The sequence below is a fragment of the Aeromonas media genome (assembly GCF_000819985.1).
In the GTDB taxonomy this organism is placed as follows: domain Bacteria; phylum Pseudomonadota; class Gammaproteobacteria; order Enterobacterales; family Aeromonadaceae; genus Aeromonas; species Aeromonas media.
Map to the genome: position 1 here is coordinate 1 of NZ_CDBZ01000088.1, position 20,009 is coordinate 20,009.

General features: G+C 61.8%; 18 protein-coding genes and 1 pseudogene. 7 read left to right on the forward strand and 12 right to left on the reverse strand.

The genetic code is table 11. The features are described 5' to 3' along the window. Positions 1–365: pseudogene (locus BN1127_RS07755) on the reverse strand (ribulokinase); the annotation flags it as partial. A 361-nt stretch (positions 366–726) separates the two neighbouring features. Here BN1127_RS07755 and BN1127_RS07760 point away from each other — a divergent pair. From BN1127_RS07760 to araC, 4 genes are all read left to right on the forward strand, one after another. Then, positions 727–1,710, forward strand: coding sequence for an arabinose ABC transporter substrate-binding protein (locus BN1127_RS07760; protein WP_041205585.1), 984 nt, complete (start codon positions 727–729; stop codon positions 1,708–1,710). Between the two features lie 72 nt (positions 1,711–1,782). Continuing rightward, on the forward strand, positions 1,783–3,282 hold the full coding sequence (gene araG, locus BN1127_RS07765) for an L-arabinose ABC transporter ATP-binding protein AraG (protein WP_042649061.1): 1,500 nt from the start codon (positions 1,783–1,785) through the stop codon (positions 3,280–3,282). Positions 3,283–3,330: 48 nt separating this feature from the next. Beyond that, positions 3,331–4,332, forward strand: coding sequence for an L-arabinose ABC transporter permease AraH (gene araH / locus BN1127_RS07770; protein ID WP_042649062.1), 1,002 nt, complete (start codon positions 3,331–3,333; stop codon positions 4,330–4,332). A gap of 145 nt (positions 4,333–4,477) precedes the next feature. Beyond that, on the forward strand, positions 4,478–5,389 hold the full coding sequence (araC, locus tag BN1127_RS07775; protein ID WP_041205593.1) for an arabinose operon transcriptional regulator AraC: 912 nt from the start codon (positions 4,478–4,480) through the stop codon (positions 5,387–5,389). Between the two features lie 87 nt (positions 5,390–5,476). Here araC and ykgO read toward each other — a convergent pair whose 3' ends face one another. Further along, on the reverse strand, positions 5,477–5,602 hold the full coding sequence (gene ykgO, locus BN1127_RS07780) for a type B 50S ribosomal protein L36 (protein WP_005328277.1): 126 nt from the start codon (positions 5,600–5,602) through the stop codon (positions 5,477–5,479). Then, entirely contained in the window at positions 5,602–5,868 is a 267-nt protein-coding gene (locus tag BN1127_RS07785; RefSeq protein WP_005328284.1) for a type B 50S ribosomal protein L31, read from the reverse strand. The genes ykgO and BN1127_RS07785 overlap by 1 nt, the downstream gene beginning before the upstream one ends. 255 nt (positions 5,869–6,123) lie before the next feature. Between BN1127_RS07785 and BN1127_RS07790 the strand changes: the two genes are divergently transcribed. Continuing rightward, a complete protein-coding gene (locus tag BN1127_RS07790) occupies positions 6,124–6,378 on the forward strand; it encodes a DinI family protein (RefSeq protein ID WP_005328287.1) in 255 nt (84 codons plus the stop codon). Between the two features lie 131 nt (positions 6,379–6,509). Here BN1127_RS07790 and BN1127_RS07795 read toward each other — a convergent pair whose 3' ends face one another. From BN1127_RS07795 to dcuC, 5 genes are all read right to left on the reverse strand, one after another. Then, positions 6,510–7,271 carry a DUF2927 domain-containing protein gene (locus BN1127_RS07795; protein ID WP_041205595.1) on the reverse strand — a complete coding sequence of 254 codons (762 nt, stop codon included), beginning with the start codon at positions 7,269–7,271 and terminating at the stop codon, positions 6,510–6,512. An 84-nt stretch (positions 7,272–7,355) separates the two neighbouring features. Beyond that, a complete protein-coding gene (locus BN1127_RS07800) occupies positions 7,356–7,859 on the reverse strand; it encodes a M48 family metallopeptidase (RefSeq protein WP_005328302.1) in 504 nt (167 codons plus the stop codon). 130 nt (positions 7,860–7,989) lie between these two features. Then, positions 7,990–9,633: a hypothetical protein gene (locus BN1127_RS07805; protein ID WP_005328305.1), complete on the reverse strand. Its 1,644-nt coding sequence runs from the start codon at positions 9,631–9,633 to the stop codon at positions 7,990–7,992. 261 nt (positions 9,634–9,894) lie between these two features. Next, on the reverse strand, positions 9,895–11,556 hold the full coding sequence (locus BN1127_RS07810; protein ID WP_041205597.1) for a bifunctional metallophosphatase/5'-nucleotidase: 1,662 nt from the start codon (positions 11,554–11,556) through the stop codon (positions 9,895–9,897). 101 nt (positions 11,557–11,657) lie between these two features. Next, complete coding sequence (dcuC, locus tag BN1127_RS07815; RefSeq protein ID WP_042649064.1) at positions 11,658–13,010, reverse strand: anaerobic C4-dicarboxylate transporter DcuC; 1,353 nt, start codon at positions 13,008–13,010, stop codon at positions 11,658–11,660. 320 nt (positions 13,011–13,330) lie between these two features. On the opposite strand from dcuC, the gene BN1127_RS07820 reads away from it, so the two are divergent. Further along, on the forward strand, positions 13,331–13,936 hold the full coding sequence (locus BN1127_RS07820; protein WP_042649065.1) for a DUF922 domain-containing protein: 606 nt from the start codon (positions 13,331–13,333) through the stop codon (positions 13,934–13,936). Positions 13,937–14,002: 66 nt separating this feature from the next. Here the strand turns inward: BN1127_RS07820 and mnmC are convergent, their stop codons facing one another. Further along, entirely contained in the window at positions 14,003–16,027 is a 2,025-nt protein-coding gene (gene mnmC, locus BN1127_RS07825) for a bifunctional tRNA (5-methylaminomethyl-2-thiouridine)(34)-methyltransferase MnmC2/FAD-dependent 5-carboxymethylaminomethyl-2-thiouridine(34) oxidoreductase MnmC1 (RefSeq protein WP_171268981.1), read from the reverse strand. Positions 16,028–16,117: 90 nt separating this feature from the next. On the opposite strand from mnmC, the gene fabB reads away from it, so the two are divergent. Further along, positions 16,118–17,329, forward strand: coding sequence for a beta-ketoacyl-ACP synthase I (gene fabB, locus BN1127_RS07830; RefSeq protein WP_041205911.1), 1,212 nt, complete (start codon positions 16,118–16,120; stop codon positions 17,327–17,329). Between the two features lie 62 nt (positions 17,330–17,391). On the opposite strand, the gene BN1127_RS07835 is transcribed toward fabB, so the two are convergent. From BN1127_RS07835 to BN1127_RS07845, 3 genes are all read right to left on the reverse strand, one after another. Beyond that, complete coding sequence (locus BN1127_RS07835) at positions 17,392–17,886, reverse strand: GNAT family N-acetyltransferase (protein WP_005326918.1); 495 nt, start codon at positions 17,884–17,886, stop codon at positions 17,392–17,394. A 94-nt stretch (positions 17,887–17,980) separates the two neighbouring features. After that, positions 17,981–18,295, reverse strand: a complete 315-nt coding sequence (locus tag BN1127_RS07840) for a DUF4377 domain-containing protein (protein WP_042649067.1) — start codon at positions 18,293–18,295, stop codon at positions 17,981–17,983. A 95-nt stretch (positions 18,296–18,390) separates the two neighbouring features. Next, on the reverse strand, positions 18,391–19,677 hold the full coding sequence (locus tag BN1127_RS07845) for a citrate synthase (protein WP_041205909.1): 1,287 nt from the start codon (positions 19,675–19,677) through the stop codon (positions 18,391–18,393). Positions 19,678–20,009 lie beyond the last annotated feature (332 nt).

A 20,009-nucleotide genomic window follows, 5' to 3' on the forward strand; every position in this document is an offset into this window, starting at 1 on the left:
ATGGCGTTGGGGTTGTCGGCAAACTCTGGGCGCAGGGCCAGCACACGCCCCTCTGCATCGATGGGGGCTGGCGTGGAGCCGGTGCTGTCCACGCCGATGCCGCGCACGGCGGCGCGCTGACTCGGGGTGAGCTGACTCACCACCGCCACCACCGCCTGCTCCATGGACTCCAGATAGTCGAGGGGGTGGTGGCGGAACTGGTTGGTGACCGGCTGGCAGTAATGACCGGCCTGCCAGCGCGGGTAATAGACGACCTGGGTTGCCAGCTCGGCGCCGTCGTGGCAGCGCACGGCGAGTGCCCTGACCGAATCGCTGCCGAAATCGAGTCCGATGGTGATCTGCTCGGACCTGGGGTGCTCAGACATAAGTGCTCCTGACCATCAATGAGGGGTGACTGGTGAGGAACCATAGGAGATGGACCGGAGGGGCGGTTAGCCATTGGCTGCTGGAAATATGGATTTTAACGCTGTTGCTGCAAGAGGGTGACGGCCATCCAGAATTGGGTATGTGACAATTTTGCTAATTATATAGACGAAACGGCTGCAATTTCATGGCGTGATCCTGCTCTCCATTTTTCCATGTGAAAACGATTACAACTTGGTTCGCTCATCTAGCAACAACAATAACATCATGTTTGGACATGTTTTTATGTGGCAGCTTGAGGAATGGACCCGATGGCCGCGCTTCATGGATACATGGATTGATAGAACACCTGGAGACACTCGCATGAACAAAATCGTTAAAAGCATGATCGCAATGGGGTTTGCCCTTGGTATGGCAAATTCTGCTTTCTCGGCCGAGGCGCTGAAGCTGGGTTATCTGGTCAAGCAACCGGAGGAGCCCTGGTTCCAGACCGAATGGAACTTCGCCGACAAGGCGGGCAAGGATCTCGGTTTCGAGGTGATCAAGATAGCCGTCCCCGATGGCGAGAAGACCCTCAATGCCATCGACAGCCTGGCGGCCAACGGCGCCAAGGGCTTCGTCATCTGCACCCCTGATCCCAAGCTCGGGGCCGCCATCATGGCCAAGGCCAACAGCATGGATCTGAAGGTCATCACGGTGGACGACCAGTTCGTCAACGCCAAGGGGCAGCCCATGGAGCAGGTGCCCCTGGTGATGATGGCCGCCACCAAGATTGGTGAACGCCAGGGCCAGGAGCTCTACAAGGAGATGCAAAAACGCCAGTGGGATGTGAAGGCGACCGGGGTGCTCGCCATCACCGCCGACGAGCTCGACACCGCCCGTCGCCGGGTCGAAGGCTCCTTGAGCGCGCTCAAGACCGCCGGTTTCCCCGAGGGGCAGATCTACCGCTCACCGACCAAGGCCAACGACATTCCGGGGGCGCTGGATGCCGCCAACTCCATGCTGGTGCAGCACCCCGAGGTGAAGAACTGGCTCATCGTCGGCATGAATGACAACACAGTGCTCGGCGGTGTGCGCGCCACCGAAGGACAGGGTTTCAAGGCGGAGAACGTCATCGGCATCGGCATCAATGGTGTGGATGCGGTGAACGAGCTCTCCAAGTCCAGCGCCACCGGCTTCCTCGGCTCCCTGCTGCCAAGCCCGGACGTGCACGGTTACAAGAGCATCCAGATGCTCCATGACTGGGTGGTCAACGGCGCCGAACCGGCCAAGTTCACCGAAGTGACCGACGTGGTGCTCATCACCCGCGACAATTTCAAGGTCGAGCTGCAGAAGAAAGGTCTGTGATTGACGCCATCTAAACCCTGACACCGAGACCGGCATGGCGGTGTGCGCCATGCCGGTCGGCTGGAGTGAAACATGAATCAGTCAGTTCCTTATCTGGAGTTTTGCGGCATCAGCAAGGAGTTTCCCGGCGTCAAGGCGCTGAAGAACGTCTCCTTCTCCTGCCAGCAGGGCACGGTACACGCGCTGATGGGGGAAAACGGCGCGGGCAAGTCCACTCTGCTCAAGATCCTGAGCGGTTTTCAATCGCCCACCACAGGGGTGGTGAAGCTGGCCGGTCAGGAGCGGGTCTTTCAGAGCACGGTCGATGCGCTGGAGAGCGGGATCGCCATCATCTATCAGGAGTTGCACCTGGTGCCCGAGATGACGGTGGCAGAGAACATCTACCTCGGTCAGCTGCCGACCCGGCGCGGGGTCATCGATCGGGAGAAGCTCTATCAGGATGCGGCCAGGCAGCTGGCGCGTCTTGGCATGGACATCTCCCCCGAGACGCCGCTCAAGTACCTGTCGCTGGGGCAATGGCAGATGGTGGAGATCGCCAAGGCGCTGACCAGGGACGCCAGCGTCATCGCCTTCGACGAGCCGACCAGCAGCCTCTCGTCCCGCGAGATTGAGCAGCTGTTTCGGGTCATCCGTCAGCTGCGTGACGAGGGCAAAGTCATTCTCTACGTCTCTCACCGGATGGACGAGATCTTCGCCCTGTGCGACGCCATCACGGTCTTCAAGGACGGCCAGTTCGTGCGCACCTTCGCCTCCATGGCCGAGGTGGACCGGGATCTGCTGGTCAAGACCATGGTGGGGCGCGAGCTGACCGACATCTATGGCTACAGCCCAAGGCCGCTCGGCGAGGCGGGCCTCAAGGTGGAGAATCTGATGGGGCCGGGGCTCAAGGCGCCGGTGTCGTTCGAGGTCAAGCGCGGGGAGATCCTCGGCATCTTCGGGCTGGTGGGGGCCGGTCGCAGCGAGCTGATGAAGCTCATCTTTGGCGCCGACAAGATGCGCAGCGGCGAGATAGCCGTGTTCGGCAAGCCGGTGGTCATCGGCAGCCCCATCGACGCCATTCGCAGCGGCATCATGCTCTGTACCGAAGACCGCAAGGCGCTCGGCATCATCCCCATCCATTCGGTGCAGGAGAACATCAACATCAGCGCCCGCCGTCACAAGGCGTGGGGGGGCTTCTGGATCAACCAGCAGTGGGAGGACGAGAACGCGAGGCTGCGGATCCGCGACATGCGGGTCAAGACCCCGTCTCCCCATCAGGCCATCATGAACCTCTCGGGCGGCAACCAGCAGAAGGCCATTCTGGGGCGCTGGCTCTCCGAGGACATGAAAGTCATCTTGCTCGACGAGCCGACCCGCGGCATCGACGTCGGTGCCAAAAACGAGATTTACAACGTGATTTACGATCTGGCCAAGGTGGGCATCGCCGTGGTGGTGGTATCGAGCGAGCTGCCGGAAGTGCTGGGCATCGCGGACCGGATCATGGTCATGCGGGAGGGGGAGATCGCCGGCGAGCTTTCCCACGATGAGGCCAACGAGGTCAAGGCGCTCAATCTGGCCATGCCGGCCCGTTGATCTGCTGACCGCAACGAGATAGCACCCGGAATTTTCAGGAGAAATACCATGACAACTACTACCTCAGTCGGCCAGGCCGCCAGCACCGCGGCGACCAGCGGCTCCCGCCTGCAACTGGCCCGCGTCTGGGATCAATACGGCATGCTGGTGATCTTCGCCATCCTGTTCCTGCTGGCCTGCGTGCTGGTACCCAACTTTGCCAGCCTGATCAACATGCGCGGGCTCGGGCTCGCCGTCTCCATGTCGGGCATGGTGGCCTGCGGCATGCTGTTCTGCCTTGCCTCCGGCGAGTTCGACATGTCGGTCGGCTCAGTGGTGGCCTGCTCCGGCGTCGCCTGCGCGGTCGGCATCAACGCCACCGAGAGCATCACGGTGGGCATCCTGGCCGGCATGTCGGTGGGGGTGCTGTTTGGCCTCATCAACGGCATAGTCGTGGCCAAATTCAAGATCAACGCCCTCATCACCACCCTCGCCACCATGCAGATGGCGCGCGGGGTGGGTTACATCATCTCCGACGGCAAGGCGGTCGGCATAGTGGAAGAGGGCTTCTTCGAACTCGGCAACTCAGCCCTGCTCGGCATCCCGACCCCGGTCTGGCTGACCGCCGTCTGCTTCGTGCTGTTCGGCCTGCTGCTCAACAAGACCACTTTTGGCCGCAACACCCTGGCCATGGGGGGCAACGAGGAAGCGGCACGCCTGGCCGGGGTCAACGTGGTGCGCACCAAGATCATCATCTTCACCATGACCGGGCTCATCGCCTCCATCGCGGGCATCATACTCGCCTCGCGCATGACCTCGGGCCAGCCCATGACCTCCATCGGCTTCGAGCTGGTGGTGATCTCCGCCTGCGTGCTGGGTGGGGTCTCCATGAAGGGGGGCATCGGCAAGATCTCCTACATCATCGCTGGGGTGCTGATTTTGGGGTTGATGGAGAACGCCATGAACCTGCTCAACATCTCCCCGTTTGCCCAGTACGTGGTGCGCGGCCTCATCCTGCTCGCCGCCGTGCTGTTCGACCGCTACAAGCAGGTGCGCAAGGCGCGCGTCTGATCCCTGTCCAACCGGTGCAGGCCCGCGTTCAGCGGGTCTGCCCAGGGTGGCATCATGGCTCACGGCACATCCCGTTGTGAGCCAGTTCACCAATTTCACACGGCGCCGAGCGCCAGATAGCGCGTTCCCAAGGTGAGTCTTTACAATGACCCAAGCCGATTTTTTTACCCAAGCGCTGTTTTCCGCCATGTCCTCGATGCAAAAAGAGAAGCCGAAACAACTCAATCCCCTGCTGCCGGGCTACGCCTTCGATGTGTTCCTGGTCTCGGGCATGACCCCCATCGAGCAGGGGAGTGCGCTCGACTTCATCATCGACCGGCCCCAGGGAATGAAGGGCTTCATCGTCAACCTGACCATCAAGGGCAAGGGGCAGATCTTCCAGGGGGATCAGGCATTCACCGTGGAGCCAGGGGACCTGCTGCTGTTTCCGCCCGCGGCCGTGCACCATTACGGCCGGGCGCCGGATGCGCGGGAGTGGTATCACCGCTGGGTCTATTTCCGGCCGCGGGCCTACTGGGCCGACTGGCTCAAGTGGCCCCAGGTCACTGAGCGGGTGGGGCGCCTGCAACTGGCGGACGCCGCCTTGCTCGCCGAGTTCGACGCCCTCTTCCTCGACATCGAAGAGACCCACCAGCAGCTCAGACCCATGTCGGAACAGCTGGCCATGAACCTGCTGGAGCGGCTGCTCATTCGCTGCTATGAAGCCTCCTCCCTCAATGCCTACCCCACCATAGATCACCGGGTTCACCAGGCGTGCCAGATCTTAAGCGAGTCGCTCTGCGCCGAGATCTCGGTGGAGGCGCTGGCCGAGCAGGTCTTCTTGTCCCCTTCGCGCCTCGCGCACCTGTTTCGCGAGCAGGTGGGGGTGAGCATAGTGCGCTGGCGCGAGGATCAGCGCATCATGCGGGCCAAGCTGCTGCTGCAGACCACCCCCATGTCGGTGGCTACTATCGGCCAACAGGTGGGCTATGACGATCAGCTCTACTTCTCGCGGGTGTTCAGGAAGCGGGTAGGGGTCAGCCCCACCGAATACCGCAAATGCGCCACCCCGCTGTGATGCCGGGTTCGGCAAGGTCAGAGAGACGACAAAGCCCTCGTGATGAGGGCTTGTTTATTTGGGGCCGGGCCCTTGCTGTTGCTGAGATCAGCCTTGGCGAGCCTTGAATCTGGGATTGCTCTTGCAGATCACGAACAACTTGCCGCGTCGGCGAACGACCCGGCAATCCGGATGACGTGACTTGGCTGATTTCAGGGAGGTGAGCACTTTCATTACTTTTCTTTTCCTTTGTTGAAGAATTGGCCGAATCGCTGACCGAAGCGGGCGACTTGTCCTTCCTTGCCAGCCTGCTTCTGCTTGCCGGTATAGAAGGGGTGGGAGGCACTGGAGACATCCAGCGTCACATAGGGATAGGTGTTGCCATCTTCCCATTGCTTGGTGCGATCGGTCTGCAAGGTAGATCCGATCAGGAAGTAGGTGTTGCTGGCCAGATCGTGAAACAGGACATTGCGGTATTGAGGGTGAATGTCGGGGCGCATGATTATCCAATTTGTTATGTTATAACACCAAATGATGATGCGATGGAGGAGAACCAATATCAACCATTTTTTCTCCCGAGGTGGCCAGGCAGGATGGAACGCGCTCAGAAAAGGGAAGCAGGAGGGAATGCGGATGAGGTCATGACATGGGAGAGCGATGGATTGTTGAGCGATGAAAGGGGAACGAGATGTTGAGCCTTTACTTTTGTTTTTTACTGTATAAAAATACAGTTAATCATAATGGAGACGTATCCTATGCGCCTGGAAATCATCATCGACAGAAAACATCAGATCCCCACTGCGACCATGGAGGCGCTGCGTCAGGAGTTGCTCAAACAACTGGGCGAGCAATTCCCTGATTTGCATGTGCGGGTTGCGCCCGGCAGTGCCATGGCCCTGACGGTCAGCCGCGCCAGCAAGGAGGACAGGGAACTGGCCGAGGCCATGGTGCAGGAAGTATGGGAGAACGCCGAGAGCTGGATGCCGGAGGCGGAAGGCGCCGAAGTCTGATCAGGAACAGGTTGTCATTTTGCCTGTCATGGTAACAGGCTGGCTCTTACCCCGGTTTGAACGAAACGCAGCTCAAGGCTGCGTTTTGTGTTTGTGAGAAGGTGGCAGGGTGCTGGGCCAGCTAAGAGGGCTCAGAGCCCGGCCCAGTGTTTGAGGCTGCCACTTTGTACTCGCTGATTTGCCTCTGCGATGTCGCCATTGGCGCGAAGCGCCTTGAGGGCGATGGGCAGGGCTGTGCGCACCTCGTCGGCGGTCATGCCGGCATGGAGGGCGGGATGATAGGCGAGCTTGAGCAGTACATAGTCGAGCCCGGTGGGGAAGCTGTCGATGCTGTTGTCGTTGAAGATGGAGGGAAACACCTTGTCCGAGTCATTGGGCAGCCCCATCACCTGGGTGAGCTCCTCCACTACGCAATCCAGAAAACGGCCCTTGGCCCGGCTGTAGTCCACCGGGATGATGATGGTGGCACGGGTGATCTCATAGCGGCCGTTGGTCGCGAAATTGGCCAGGCAGATCCCCTCCTTGAGGGCAATGCCGACAGAGTCATCCTGGCGCATGGTGCGGCGGGCCCAACTGGCCATCTGCTGGTGCCTGGTCATGATGAGGGTGAGATTGGGGTTGTCGCTGACGAGCAGTATGGGGTGGCCGGTGACCCTGGCCAGATGCTGGCTCTGCACCTTGACCACCTCGGCCTGCAGCGGCTTGTCGCCAAACTCGTTGATGAGCTTGAGGCGGATGGGGCCTTGCCAGCGGGAGAAGCGTACCTGGGCCTCATGGCCATATTCCCGCTTCATGGCGACTTCCATGAAGCTCTGGATCAGATAGTCGTCGCTCTGCCAGCGCTCGGTTGCCAGTAGGGAACAGGGCAGCAGCATGGCGAGCCAGAGGGCCATCACCCGGCCTCGCGCGGCATGACGACAGCTATGCCCTGAACGAGTGTGCCCTGGGATCATCTTGCCTCCTTGCAACCGATGGCCTCAGCCCGAGGTGCGTTCGATGTCACGCCAAGTGAGCCAGAGCCTGAGATCGAACTCCAGTTGATGATAGTCCGGTTCCATGTGCAGGCAGAGCTGGTAGAAGGCCTTGTTATGATCCTTCTCCCGCAAGTGGGCCAGCTCGTGCACCACTATCATCTTCAGGAAGGCGGGATGGGCCTCCTTGAACAGGGCGGCGACGCGGATCTCGTTCTTGGTCTTGAGCTTGTTGCCCTGTACCCGGCTGACATAGGTGTGCAGGCCGAGGGCATCCTTGATCACGTTGATCTTGCCATCGAAGATCACCTTGGAGAGCGGCGCCGAGCTTTTCAGGTAGCGGTTTTTCAGCTCCATGGTATAGGCCAGCAGCGCCTTGTCACTCTGGACGAGGTGGGTCTCGGGGTAGCGTTTGGCCAGCATCTCGCCGAGTTTCCCCGCCGCGATCAACTGCTGTACCTGGGCCTTGAGCGGCTCGGGATAGCCCCCCAGATAGGTCAGCTCCGCCATGATGTCTCCCCCTTCACACTAAAAAAGAGCGCCATTGTAATCATGATGGGCTCCCTTGAACACACGTCTGCACGCCAATGAAAGGGGCCGTCGCTGTTGCCAGCGACGGCCCCGACTTTCGCAACCGGTCTCAGCGACGGCGATAGAGACCCGGATCCACCTCTTCATAACGGTCCGTCAGATATTGATAGAAGGCGAGGCTGGAGGGAGAGCTCGGCGTTTTCAGCTGCTCTGCCACCCGCTCCGGCTTGGCGATGATGAACTTGGGATCCTGCCGCCGGATGTCGGCCAGCACCCGCTCGCGCACGTCATAGGGCGGATTGACGTTGGCGAAGAACAGATAGGCGGAGGCGGGCTGGCGATCGGTCCACAGATAGTATTGCGGCTGTATGCCGTCGACCCAGATCTTGTCGGTCGGCCCTGTCTCGGCCTTGATCCTGTCGACCCGCACCTGGGCCGGCGGATTGAACGGCTTGCCCTTGAGGTTGCCCTCCCAGGCGTTGTTGACCAGCAGCGCCAGCATGGCGAGTGACGCAAGCCAAGGGGTGGCGCTGCGCACATCCCAGGCGCGCCAGAGCGGCACCAGGATGAGCACCGGCAGGGCCCAGAGCAGGCTGTTGCCGAGCACTTCGCGCACCCGCGGCAGCGACCACTCCTTGGTGCTCCAGCCGTAACCGAGCTGCTGGGCCAGCAGCCAGCTTGCGGTCAGCACCACCAGGGAGATGCAGAGCAGGCCCAGGGCATCGGACTGTTGCTCGCTGCGATCCAGCAGGCAGGCCAGAGGCAGCAGGCCAAGCTGCAGGTAGAGCACGTCGTAGTGATCGAACACGTGACCGGAGACAGAGTTGGCGATCAGGGTAAAGAGCACGCCAAACAGAGTGGCGCAGAGGGCAGGCAGATACCACTCCTGGCGGCGTCCCAGCATCAGCACCATGAAGGCTGGCAGTAGCATGACGAGGCCGGTGCGCAGCAAGCCGACTGCCCCCACCTCCGGCGAGAAGCCGTTGCCATAGCTCCCCTCGAAGAAGATGCCGAAGGCGTAGTATTTGAATTCGTCCAGCAAACCGTGGTGCTGGAAGTAGGCAAACAGCGGACCGCCGACCAGGGCCAGTCCCAGCAGGCTGGAGCAGAGCAGGCCGAAGGCGCAGCGCCACTGCTCACGCAGACACCAGTGGCAGAACAGCACCAGATACCAAGCCCCCCAGAAGGCGCCGTTGTTGGTGCGCATCCAGGCCACGATGGCGAAGGTGAGGGCCGCCACCAGGGCCGGGCCCCAGCGAAACTGCTTGTCCAGCAGCAGGGTGATGAAGGCCCACTGGGCGATGAGAGCCAGGTGGAAAGTCCAGTCCTCGGTCATGTTGCCGTAGTAGTAGCGGGTGCTGTAGAGCGCCAGCAGCGCCAGCATGCTGCCGAGGCGGGCCCGCAGGGAGAGCCCCAGCTGGGAGAAGGCCTGCCAGCTGGCGAGCAGACCGAGCCAGCAGAGTACCCACTCCAGCAGCCAGATCCCGAAGAAGCCGCCCAGGGAGTAGCCGAGGGCATCGAGGGCGAAGATCATGGGGCCCTTGATGTCGATCATGTCCCGGTAGAGCACGCCCCCCTCGCTCCACATTTTGCCCATCACAGCGAACAGGGAGGCATCAAAGCCGGGCGCCATGCCGTGGAACAGCGGGTTGCGCAAGCAAAACAGCAGCGCCATCAGGGCGGTGAGCAGGACAACCAGCGGCTTGAGCCCGGGGTTGTAGCGCTGAGGGGTAAAACGGATGGCGTGATTCATGGATGACCTGTTCCTGCGGGAAAGACGTAAAAGCGGGCCTATCTTGCCGAGGCCGGCAGTCCGATGCAATGGGCTGGGGTGATGTGTTTGAAATAATGTATAAAAGTAGCGTTTTCAGTGCCTGAATTGCGCAAGACGGCGGCGGTGCCTGATGTTGCCCAGTCGATGTAAGAGGGCAGGGTGATGTACTTGGTATAACGGACAAGAGTGCCGTTTCACCAGAAAAGCGGCACTCTTGCAGGGGATGGCCCGATGAGGGCCTCAGGCCATGGGACTGGCGCCCTGGTATTCCACCAGTGCCGGCAGGGGGGCCAGCTCGGGCAGATGGCGGGCCCAGCGGATAAAGGCATCGGCCAGGGTGATGCCGAGCTCCTGATTGTGTTGGGTCAGGGTGCGGGCCAGGGCCGTGTAGCCCTCCTTGCCGGAGGCGGTGTAGGCGCTGGAGACCCCCCGATAGATGGCATCCATCTCGACGCTCTGCCACTGACCCGGGCTCGCCTCCCATTCGAGGCGGGTGATCCGGCTCCCCCTGGGCCTGTCTGCCTGATAACGGAAGCGCATCCCGGCGGTGTAAGGGAAGCTGCCGCTGCCATTGCCGACCACGCCGTTGTTGGTGGCGTTGTCGATGGCTCCCTCCAGCGCCTCCGCCAGCTCATGGCCGTGCACCCGGTAGAGGGTGAGTGGAATGGCAAAGGGCAGCAGTCGTCCGGCGATGTCCGCCTCGCTTAAGGGGCCGGGTTCGAGGGAGCAGCGCACGCCGCCTGCGTTGTGCAGGGCGAAATCCACCTGGCCCACCTGCTCGCGGGCACCGGCCAGCATGGCGCTCGCCACCAGGGGAGCGACCTGACTGCCGGCGGGCAGGGCGGCATCGGGCAGGCGCTGATGGTGCAGTGGCCCGGCGAGGTGGGTCACTATGCGCCGGGTCATGGTCTCGAGTTCGGGCCGGTAGCGCCTGGCCAGATGCTGTTCGATCTCGGGGGCCGGTTCGCAGAAATGGAGCCCTGCCGGCGGGGGCGAGGCAAAGGGCCAGGGCTGCCAGGGCAGCCACTCCAGCTGGCCGCGGCTTTGGCAAACGCGCCCGCGCTCATCAAATTCCAGCTCGCATACCCCGAGGCACAGCGCGCTGTGGGCCGCATGCAGTATGGCGACCCCCTCGACCATCAAGGGGTAGCTCCCCTCGCTCATCAGCCCGAGCGGGGCCAGATCCCCCAGCTGGCTGTGGGTGTGGCCACCGACAATCAGGCTGAGTTCGGGGAAGCGTGCTGCCAGCTTCTTGTCCTGCTCCAGCCCCAGGTGGCTGAGCAATATGATGTGCTCTATCCCTTCGGCCTTGATCTCGCCGAGGGCGGCGCTGAGGGTCTCCTCTATGCCGTGGAAGCGGGTGTGGGGATCCGGGCTCGCGATGGCGGCCATCTGCGGCAAGGTGATGCCGAGCAGGGCGAAGGGGACGCCGTCGATGAAGCGCCTGTGCCAGGGGCGGCTGGCATCGAACAGCTGTGGCAGGCCGTGCAGCCGCAGCGGGGCATCGGCTGGCTCCTGGCTGCTGTCGAGGTTGGCAGCCAGCACCGGATAGTCGAGCTGGCGCAGAAATTCCACCAGCGGGCCGTTGCCGAGATCGAATTCATGGTTGCCGATCACCATGGCATCCGGTCGCAGCAGGCCGAGCAGGTCGGCGTTGGCCCGCCCCTTGAAACGGTTGAAATAGAGCGACCCCTGGAAGGTGTCGCCTCCGTGCAGCAGCAGGCAGGTCTGGCCCGCGGCGGCAGCCCGCTGGCGCAGGGCGGTCAGCCGGGTCAGGATGCGGCCGTAGCCGCCACACTGGGTGCGCCATTCGGACTCACCCTCAGGGGAGAAGCGCATGGGGGCGCCATCGAAATGGGAGTGGCAGTCACTGAAGTGGGCAAGTTGAACCGTAATACTCAAGGCTCGGTCCTCCTTAGGGAAAAAGAGCACCGAGTCTACTGCAAGGGGTGGGGGGGATGCCAGCCCGGCAGGCGCCGGGCTGGAAAAGAGTCAAACGGTACTCAGGCAGGCACCAGGATCTGGGTGGCGAGGATCACCACCAAGAGGCCGACCGCGACCGGCATCGAGGTGCGCTTGACCACCTCGAACGGGGATAGATTGCCCATGCCCGCACAGGCGACCACCACCCCGGATACCGGCGAGATGGTGCGACCCAGGTTGGAGGCTTGCAGCATGGGGATCACCAGGTAGGCAGGATTGACGCCCAGACTGGTGGCCAGGTGCGGGATCAGCTCCACGAAGGCATAGAAGGGGGCATTACCGGAGCCCGTGGTAAAGGCGGCAAGGGTGGTGATGACCACCAGCACCAGCATGATGACGATGCCACCGGTGCCAAAGCTCTGGGCCAGATCCAGGAGGTTTGCGATGAAGCCGAGCCCCATCAGCCCCTGGGCGAAGACCCCGGCCCCCACCAAGAGCATGACCACGCCGGCGAAGGCGTCAGCCATGCTGCGCCAGCACACTTGCAGGCCGTCCAGCAGCTCGCGGCCGTTGCGCTTGCGCATCAGCTCCAGCAGGGCGGCCAGCACCAGACAGATGACGATGATGGTGACGATGTCGAGCTTGGGGCCCAGCTTGCCGTCAAACAGCAGCACACCGATGATGGGGGTGAACGGCAGTATGGCGTATAAGCCGGGGGCATCGGTGATGAGATCGCTCGGGGCGACCGCCTCATTGTGCTCCCCGGACTTCCTGTCCAGATAGCGCTGCCAGAAGAAGTGGGTCACCGCCATGGCGGCGATGGCCGTCAGGGAGATGGGCAGGGTCAGCTTGAAGGCAAACTCGATGAGCTCCATGTTGGCGGCCTGGGCGGCCAACACCACGTCCCCGGAGGTGGGGGCCAGTATGATGGCGGCCGGGGAGGCGCACACCGCGGCCGCGGCGCCACGGGAGATCCCCATGTTGACCATCAACGGGAACAGGGTCGCCATCAGCAGCACGCCTAGGCCGGTGGCAGAGCTCACCGCCAGCGACATGGCGCAGGCCACCAGGTAGGCGGCTACCAGCAGTATGTAGGGGGACTTGATGATGCCAAGGGGCTTGCTGGCCAGCTTCACCAAGATGGTGTTGGCGCCTATGTGGCTCATGTAGCCGGCAAAGCCGCACAGCACCATGATCAGCATGCCGAGGCCGCCGCCACGGTCCACCAGCAGGAAGCGCACGTACTCGAACACGTCTGTGGCCACGTGGCCGGTGGAGGCGACGCTGGCTGGCAGCACCGCCTTGCCCATCAGGGCGGTGATCGCCAGCAGCAAGAGGCCGCCGCTGAGCAGCACCCCGGTCGCCGAATAGCCCTTGAAGATGTAGCGACCCACGGCCAGGGTGACCAGGGTGCCAATAAGGAGTTCCATCATAAATAGGTTCCTGAGTATGGAGTGACGTATGGCATCTAACGGGCTGAGCAGAGGGTTGGACTGGCTAGCCTGACATGTGCCAACAAAAACGCCGAGATTATTACCTCATAAGGAGTAATTCACCATGGGAATGGTGGCTGGCTGTGATCTCCCTTGCAAATCCCCATTTTGAGCAGGGTCGAAGCCCGTCCCTTTGCCGCTCCCGGCTCCGAGAGCAGGTGACAGCGTCCCTGATCGCGGTTAATCTCCACACTGACTATTAATTCATTGATTATTAATTGAAATTACGCCGGACTCACAAGGAGCAAGGCAGCACGACGATGGGACTCTTCAGCAAGACAGGGGCGGTGGCGGCCCTCATATATGCCGCCTCAATCGGAGCAGCACCCTCCCATTATGCAGGTATTCGAGTGGCACCAGATATCAAGGTCGATTTCCAGTTCTATCGGGTATCAGGGGCCGATGTGGCTGCCGTGATGCGCCAGATCACCGCCTTGTCGCCTACTCAGGCGGACGGCCATATCGGCAGGGCCAGCTATCAGCTCTCCTGGCAGTTGCAGACCAGGGCGACCCCGGTGCGCTGCGAGCTGGATCAGGCCCAGGTGACGGCCCGCATCCAGGTCAGGGTGCCGAACTGGATGGACAAGGGCAGGGCGTCGGCGGCGGAGCGGCAGAAGTGGGACAAGTTGGTGGCTGCCATGTTCGACTACGAGAGCCGCCACAAGGATATATTGCTCGAAAGCGTCAGCCAGCTCGGCATCCGGTTCGCTCAGTTACCTGTCGCCCAGGATTGCGCCGTCTTGCAGCATCAGGGCTGGCAGCAGGGGCAGGCGGTGCTGGAGGCAACCCGGGATCGATTCGCCACCCTGGCGCAGCAGACCGATCGGGGGCGCAAGCTCGGGGTCAGCTGGCCAGAGGGCAGCTGATCGTCATCGCCAATAAAAAACGGGCTTCCCTTGCGGAAGCCCGTTTTGTTTGAGGTCCAGGCTGGATCAGGACGCCGGATCGCGCAGCGGCTTGCCCTTGCGCAGCCTGCGTACCCAGTAGCGGGCCGGATGCAGCGCCTCCAGCAGATCGGCAGCCAGCGGCAGCGGATCACCGCAGATCTCGCTCGCGACCAGCTCACCGCAGAGGGGCGCAGAGCACAGACCCCGGGAGCCGAGGGCGCCCAGCACATAGAGACCGGCGTGCAGGGGCAGCGTGCTCTGCTGATCAGCGGGGGCCTTAGGGTCCTTATCCGCCAGGCTTGCCAATCTGGCGACGGGGCCTGCCACCGGCAGGTGATCCCGGCTGGCGCAGCGAACGCCGACCCGCGCCTCGTTGCCGCTCACGTCCACCTCGGCAGGCCAGCTTTGATCAGGCAGGCAGGCTTGCAGCCGTGCCTGGTTCTGAGCCTGCTCCTCGGCACTGAATGCGAGGGTACTCTGATTGCGGCCATAGCTGGCCCCGATGCAGTGCGCTCCGTCGTGGGCCGGGGTGAGGTAGCCGTCATAGCAGAGCACAGTCCTGAGCTGGCTTAACCGCGCCGTGGTCGGCACATGGCTCACCTGACCGCGCACCGGGTAGAGCGGCAGCTCCGCGAAGGGGAGCAGGGCGGGCAGCCGGTGACCGGCGGCCACCACCAGGTTGGGGGCCTGCCACTGGCGGCCATCTTGGCTCTCCACCTGCCAGCCGTCTGCCAGCTCGCTGATGCTGCTCACCGGTGTGTGGTACTCAAGGCGCAGCAGACCGCTGGCTTGCGCTTCTTTCAGGGCGGCGCGGGTGAGATCCGCCGGGCAGAGCCAGCCCCCCAGGGGGTAGCTGACGCCACCGTGGTCGCAGGGCAGGCCGACCACCTGCTCAACTTCCGAGGCAGAGAGTGGGTGCATCAGCTCGGGGGGGAAGGGGCCCTGACCCATCTTGGCGAGCTTGGTGGCGGACTTGTCGTCGTAGCCAAGCTGGGTGACGCCGCACAGCGAGAAGGCCACGGGATGGAACGCGGCCAGGGCCAGCAGCCGCTGGCGGGCATAGCCGAAGGCCAGGGAATAGAAGCGCGACAGGGCGTCGTGCTCTCCGTTGAGCAGGGGATAGAGCGCCCCCTGCCGGTTGCCGGAGGCGCCGGTGGCAGGCTCGCCATCTTCACACAGCAGGGTCACCTTGCGACCTCGCTCCACCAGAGAGAGCGCCGTCATGGCTGAGGCGATGCCGCCGCCGATGATCAGCACCTCGCCGTCCCGGCCGGCGGGGCGGGCATACCAGGGGGAGATGCTCTGCTCGGGCACTTTGCCCTCCCGCATCCCTGCCAGCATCTCCCGCTTGCTGCCGTGCCCCTTCACCTTCTTCATGGCAAAGCCGGCGTCAATCAGACCGCGGCGCACGAAACCGGCGCAGGTAAAGGTCGAGAGGGTTGCGCTGGGGCGGGCGAGGCGAGCGAGGCCATCGAACAGCGCTTGTGTCCACATCTCGGGATTCTTGGCAGGCGAGAAGCCATCGAGATACCAGGCATCCACCAGACCCTGAGGGCCGTGAGGCACCTGGGGCAGCATCTCCTTGATGTCGCCAAGCCAGAGATCAAGGCGGATGCGGCCGCCGGCAAAAATGAGGCGATGGCAGCCGGATACCGGCAGCGGCCATTGCTCGATGAGAGGCTGGCTAAGGTGCGCGAGCTCGGGCCAGGCCGCCAGGGCCTTGCAGAGATCCGCCTGGGCCAGGGGGTATTTCTCGAAGCTGATGAAGTGCAGGTGCGAGCCGTTGCCGGATTGGGGGGCCTGTTCCAGGAAGGCGGCCATTGTCGCCAGAAAGTTAAGACCTGTGCCGAAACCTGTTTCACCAATCACGAAACTGTCACTATCGTGGTGCGAAAATCGTGCCGGTAGGTGATTTTGCAATAAAAAGACGTAGCGGGTTTCACTTAGACCGTTATCATTGGAAAAGTACACATCCCCGAACTCACTGGAGACTGGAGTTCCCGCTTCATTCCAGTCCAATCGGGCATGATGTAAGGATGTTTGACTCACGTTTTCCTCTGCTCGCGTCATAAATTCGCGGGCATTCTACGTGAAAGCAGACCAGTTTGGCAGCCGAAAGCGGGTAGACTCGGTGCCAGTTTTTCCAGACGAGATGAATTAATGAGAAGAGCAGTGATCACCGGTATCGGCGTCATCTCCAGTATCGGCAACAACAAGGAAGAGGTGCTGGCCTCCCTGAAAGCAGGCAAATCCGGCATCACCTATTCCGAGCAGTTTGAACAGTACAACCTGCGCAGCCGTGTCTGGGGTAACATCAAACTCGATCCGTCTGAACTGATCGACCGTAAAGTCATGCGTTTCATGGGTGACGCCGCGGCCTATGCGTACCTCTCCATGCAGCAGGCTATCGCTGACGCGGGTCTGCCAGAGGATCAGGTCTCCAACGAGCGTACCGGGATAGTGGTCGGCTCCGGCGGCGCCTCCGGCAAGAACACCTCGGAGTCTGCGGACATCGCCCGTGAGAAAGGGGTCAAGCGTGTGGGTCCCTACATGGTGCCGCGTACCATGTCCTCCACCACCTCTGCCTGCCTGGCCACCCCGTTCAAGATCAAGGGTGTCAACTACACCATCAGCTCCGCCTGCGCCACCTCTGCCCACTGCATCGGTCACGCACTGGAGCTGATTCAGCTTGGCAAGCAGGACATCGTCTTCGCCGGCGGCGGCGAGGAGCTGGACTGGTCTTCCACCATCCAGTTCGATGCCATGGGCGCCCTCTCCACCAAGTACAACGACACCCCGGAAAAGGCGTCCCGTACCTATGATGCGGACCGCGATGGTTTCGTCATCTCCGGCGGCGGCGGCATCCTGGTGGTCGAAGAGCTGGAACATGCCTTGGCCCGCGGTGCCCACATCTACGCCGAAATCACCGGTTACGGTGCTACCTCCGACGGCTACGACATGGTTGCCCCGAGCGGTGAAGGTGCGGTGCGTTGCATGAAGATGGCGATGCAGGACGTCGGCTCTGTGGATTACATCAACACCCACGGCACTTCGACTCCGGTCGGTGATACCAAGGAGCTGGAAGCCATCCAGACCCTGTTTGGCAGCAATGCGCCCAAGCTCTCCGCCACCAAGGCGATGACAGGCCATGCCCTTGGCGCCGCCGGTGTGCACGAGGCCGTCTACTCCCTGCTGATGATGGAACACGGCTTCATTGCCCCCAGCATCAACATCGAGAACCTGGACGAGAAGGCCGTGGGTCTGCCCATCGTACGCGAGTACGAAACGGCCGATCTCAATACCGTCATGTCCAACAGCTTCGGCTTTGGCGGTACCAACGCTTCCCTGGTGTTCAGCAAGTTCAAGGCTTGATGAACCGATGAAGTGAAAAAAAGGCGCCGCAAGGCGCCTTTTTATTGGGCTTTAACTGGGCCTCAGGCCGGTTCGGCCAGGGGCAGGCGCATATAGACGGCGTCCTCGCCGTACTCCTCCAGGGACTTGGGGGTCTTGGCTGGCACGAAGCCCTGCTTGCGCCAGAAGGCGGGGGCGTCCTGCACCGCCACTAGTCCGGCATGTCGATACCCTTCTCGGCTCGCGAAATCGAGCGCCGTGGCCAGCAGTTGCTGCCCGACGCCCAGACCTCGGGCCTCGCCACTGACCGCAAGATCGTGCAGATAGAACTCTTCATGACCGGCCAGCGCCTTCATCGGCACCGAGAGGGGCGGGGGCTGGTGGGCGCGCCAGGGATGGCAGAGCAGGTAACCGAGCACCCGGCCCTGACGCTCGGCGACCCAGCAACAGGCGGGGGCGAGTTGTGCCTTGTTGCTCATCACCTCGAGGGGCTCGGGCTCCAGCTGGTGGTAGCACTCGCTCTGAATGGTCATGATGGCGGGCCAGTCGAGGGGCCGTATGGTTCTTATCTTGATCATCGTACAGGAGGGCGCGTGCCCCTGGTCAACCCTTGAAAGAAGGTGGTCAGCATAACCCAGGGTGCGTGCAAATTGAACCGCAGCCCCTCGTGGCTCAGCGAGCGGCCTCTTTGCTCACCACCTTGATCAGCTGATAGCGCACCGAGGAGGCGTCCGCCGGCACGTCGGTGAGCTGTTCGGTACGCACTTCCAGTTGATAGCGGAAACCAGGCTCGAAGGTGAAGCCCTCGATCTGCTGGTAGAAGAGGGTCCAGCTCTCGCCAGGCTGGCTGCGCACCTGCATGCACTTCATGGGGGCGACACCGACGCAGTCGGCCAGCTTGTCCTGGATATAGAGGGTCTCTGTGGCCGGGGTGCTCTGGCAGGCGCTGAGCAACAGGGCGGAGCAGAGGAGCATGGGAGCTTTCATGATGGGTGTCCTTGGCGTAAAAGGGCGCGATTAGACCCTCAAATGAAAAGGCGGTCAATGACCGCCTTTGTAACAAACCATGACAACTCGCCGGATCAGCGCTGATCGAGGGGAGTGAAATCCCGTTGGGCCAGGCCGGTATAGAGCTGACGCGGACGGCCGATCTTCTGGTCCGGATCCGAGTGCATTTCGTTCCAGTGGGCAATCCAGCCGATGGTGCGGGAGATGGCGAAGATCACGGTGAACATGGACATGGGGATGCCGATGGCCTTCATGATGATGCCGGAGTAGAAGTCCACGTTCGGGTAGAGCTTCTTCTCGATGAAGTAGGGGTCGGAGAGCGCGATGCGCTCCAGTTCCATGGCCACGTCCAGCAGCGGATCCTTGATCTGCAGCTCGGTCAGTACCTCGTGACAGGTTTCGCGCATCACGGTGGCACGGGGGTCGTGGTTCTTGTAGACCCGGTGGCCGAAGCCCATCAGACGGAAGGGATCGTTCTTGTCTTTGGCCTTGGCGATGTACTCGGGAATACGGTCAACCGAGCCGATCTCCTCGAGCATCTTGAGGCAGGCTTCGTTGGCGCCGCCGTGGGCCGGACCCCACAGGGAGGCGATCCCCGCAGCGATACAGGCGAACGGGTTGGCGCCGGAGGAGCCGGCCAGACGCACGGTGGAGGTGGAGGCGTTCTGCTCGTGATCCGCATGCAGGGTGAAGATGCGATCCATGGCGCGCTCGACGATGGGGTTGACCTTGTACTCTTCGGTCGGCACGCCAAACATCATGTGCAGGAAGTTGCCGGCATAGGAGAGGGCGTTGCGCGGCTGCATGAAGGGCTGGCCGATGGAGTACTTGTAACACATGGCGGCCAGGGTCGGCATCTTGGAGAGCAGACGGAAGGCGCAGATCTCGCGATGCTCTTCGTTGTTGATGTCGAGGGCATCGTGATAGAAGGCGGACAGGGCGCTGACCACACCGCACATGATCGCCATGGGGTGGGAGTCACGGCGGAAGCCGCGGAAGAAGAAGGCGATCTGCTCGTGCACCATGGTGTGGCGGGTGACCAGGCGTTCAAATTCCGCGTATTGCGTCTTGGTGGGCGCCTCGCCGTACAGCAGGATGTAACAGACTTCCAGGTAACTGGCCTGGGTGGCCAACTGGGCGATGGGATAACCACGGTGCAGCAAGACACCCTGATCTCCGTCAATATAGGTAATGGATGATTTGCAAGCACCGGTGGCCATAAAGCCGGGGTCGAAGGTGAAGTACCCTTGCGCGCCCAGTTTTCTGACATCGATTACATCGGGTCCAACAGTACCGGACAGGATCGGTAGTTCTACCGGCTCTTTTCCGGGCAGATGTAGGGTGGCTATCTTATCAGCCATAGCACGTCTCCTTTGCTCTTTTATAATTTGGTTCCAGTCCTACTTTATTACGACTTTCATGACGCTGGCAAAGGTTCTTACCCGTACCACGGCGGCTGGAGCGCCTTATTTGAACCAGAGAACCACCTTCTTGTCAATTTTCCTGAATGATCATTAATGACTTGTTAAACCGGTTGTGAGATCTGGTTTACGGTTTTGGGTTTTCTATGTAGCTAATTGATTGTCATTGGTTAAGGCCGCCGATATACTGCGCCTCGTGGGTGATGGCCGTCGGTGTTTGAAACGCTTTCGCAAAGCCAGATGTGATATCTAAAATGTTATTTTTGGCTTTT

Coding starts and splice junctions, on each gene's coding strand:
- BN1127_RS07760 (WP_041205585.1), top strand. CDS start 727: ATGAACAAAATCGTTAAAAGCATGATCGCAATGGGGTTTGCCCTTGGT.
- araG (WP_042649061.1), top strand. CDS start 1,783: ATGAATCAGTCAGTTCCTTATCTGGAGTTTTGCGGCATCAGCAAGGAG.
- araH (WP_042649062.1), top strand. CDS start 3,331: ATGACAACTACTACCTCAGTCGGCCAGGCCGCCAGCACCGCGGCGACC.
- araC (WP_041205593.1), top strand. CDS start 4,478: ATGACCCAAGCCGATTTTTTTACCCAAGCGCTGTTTTCCGCCATGTCC.
- ykgO (WP_005328277.1), bottom strand. CDS start 5,602: ATGAAAGTGCTCACCTCCCTGAAATCAGCCAAGTCACGTCATCCGGAT.
- BN1127_RS07785 (WP_005328284.1), bottom strand. CDS start 5,868: ATGCGCCCCGACATTCACCCTCAATACCGCAATGTCCTGTTTCACGAT.
- BN1127_RS07790 (WP_005328287.1), top strand. CDS start 6,124: ATGCGCCTGGAAATCATCATCGACAGAAAACATCAGATCCCCACTGCG.
- BN1127_RS07795 (WP_041205595.1), bottom strand. CDS start 7,271: ATGGCCCTCTGGCTCGCCATGCTGCTGCCCTGTTCCCTACTGGCAACC.
- BN1127_RS07800 (WP_005328302.1), bottom strand. CDS start 7,859: ATGGCGGAGCTGACCTATCTGGGGGGCTATCCCGAGCCGCTCAAGGCC.
- BN1127_RS07805 (WP_005328305.1), bottom strand. CDS start 9,633: ATGAATCACGCCATCCGTTTTACCCCTCAGCGCTACAACCCCGGGCTC.
- dcuC (WP_042649064.1), bottom strand. CDS start 13,010: ATGATGGAACTCCTTATTGGCACCCTGGTCACCCTGGCCGTGGGTCGC.
- BN1127_RS07820 (WP_042649065.1), top strand. CDS start 13,331: ATGGGACTCTTCAGCAAGACAGGGGCGGTGGCGGCCCTCATATATGCC.
- mnmC (WP_171268981.1), bottom strand. CDS start 16,027: ATGACGCGAGCAGAGGAAAACGTGAGTCAAACATCCTTACATCATGCC.
- fabB (WP_041205911.1), top strand. CDS start 16,118: ATGAGAAGAGCAGTGATCACCGGTATCGGCGTCATCTCCAGTATCGGC.
- BN1127_RS07835 (WP_005326918.1), bottom strand. CDS start 17,886: ATGATCAAGATAAGAACCATACGGCCCCTCGACTGGCCCGCCATCATG.
- BN1127_RS07840 (WP_042649067.1), bottom strand. CDS start 18,295: ATGAAAGCTCCCATGCTCCTCTGCTCCGCCCTGTTGCTCAGCGCCTGC.
- BN1127_RS07845 (WP_041205909.1), bottom strand. CDS start 19,677: ATGGCTGATAAGATAGCCACCCTACATCTGCCCGGAAAAGAGCCGGTA.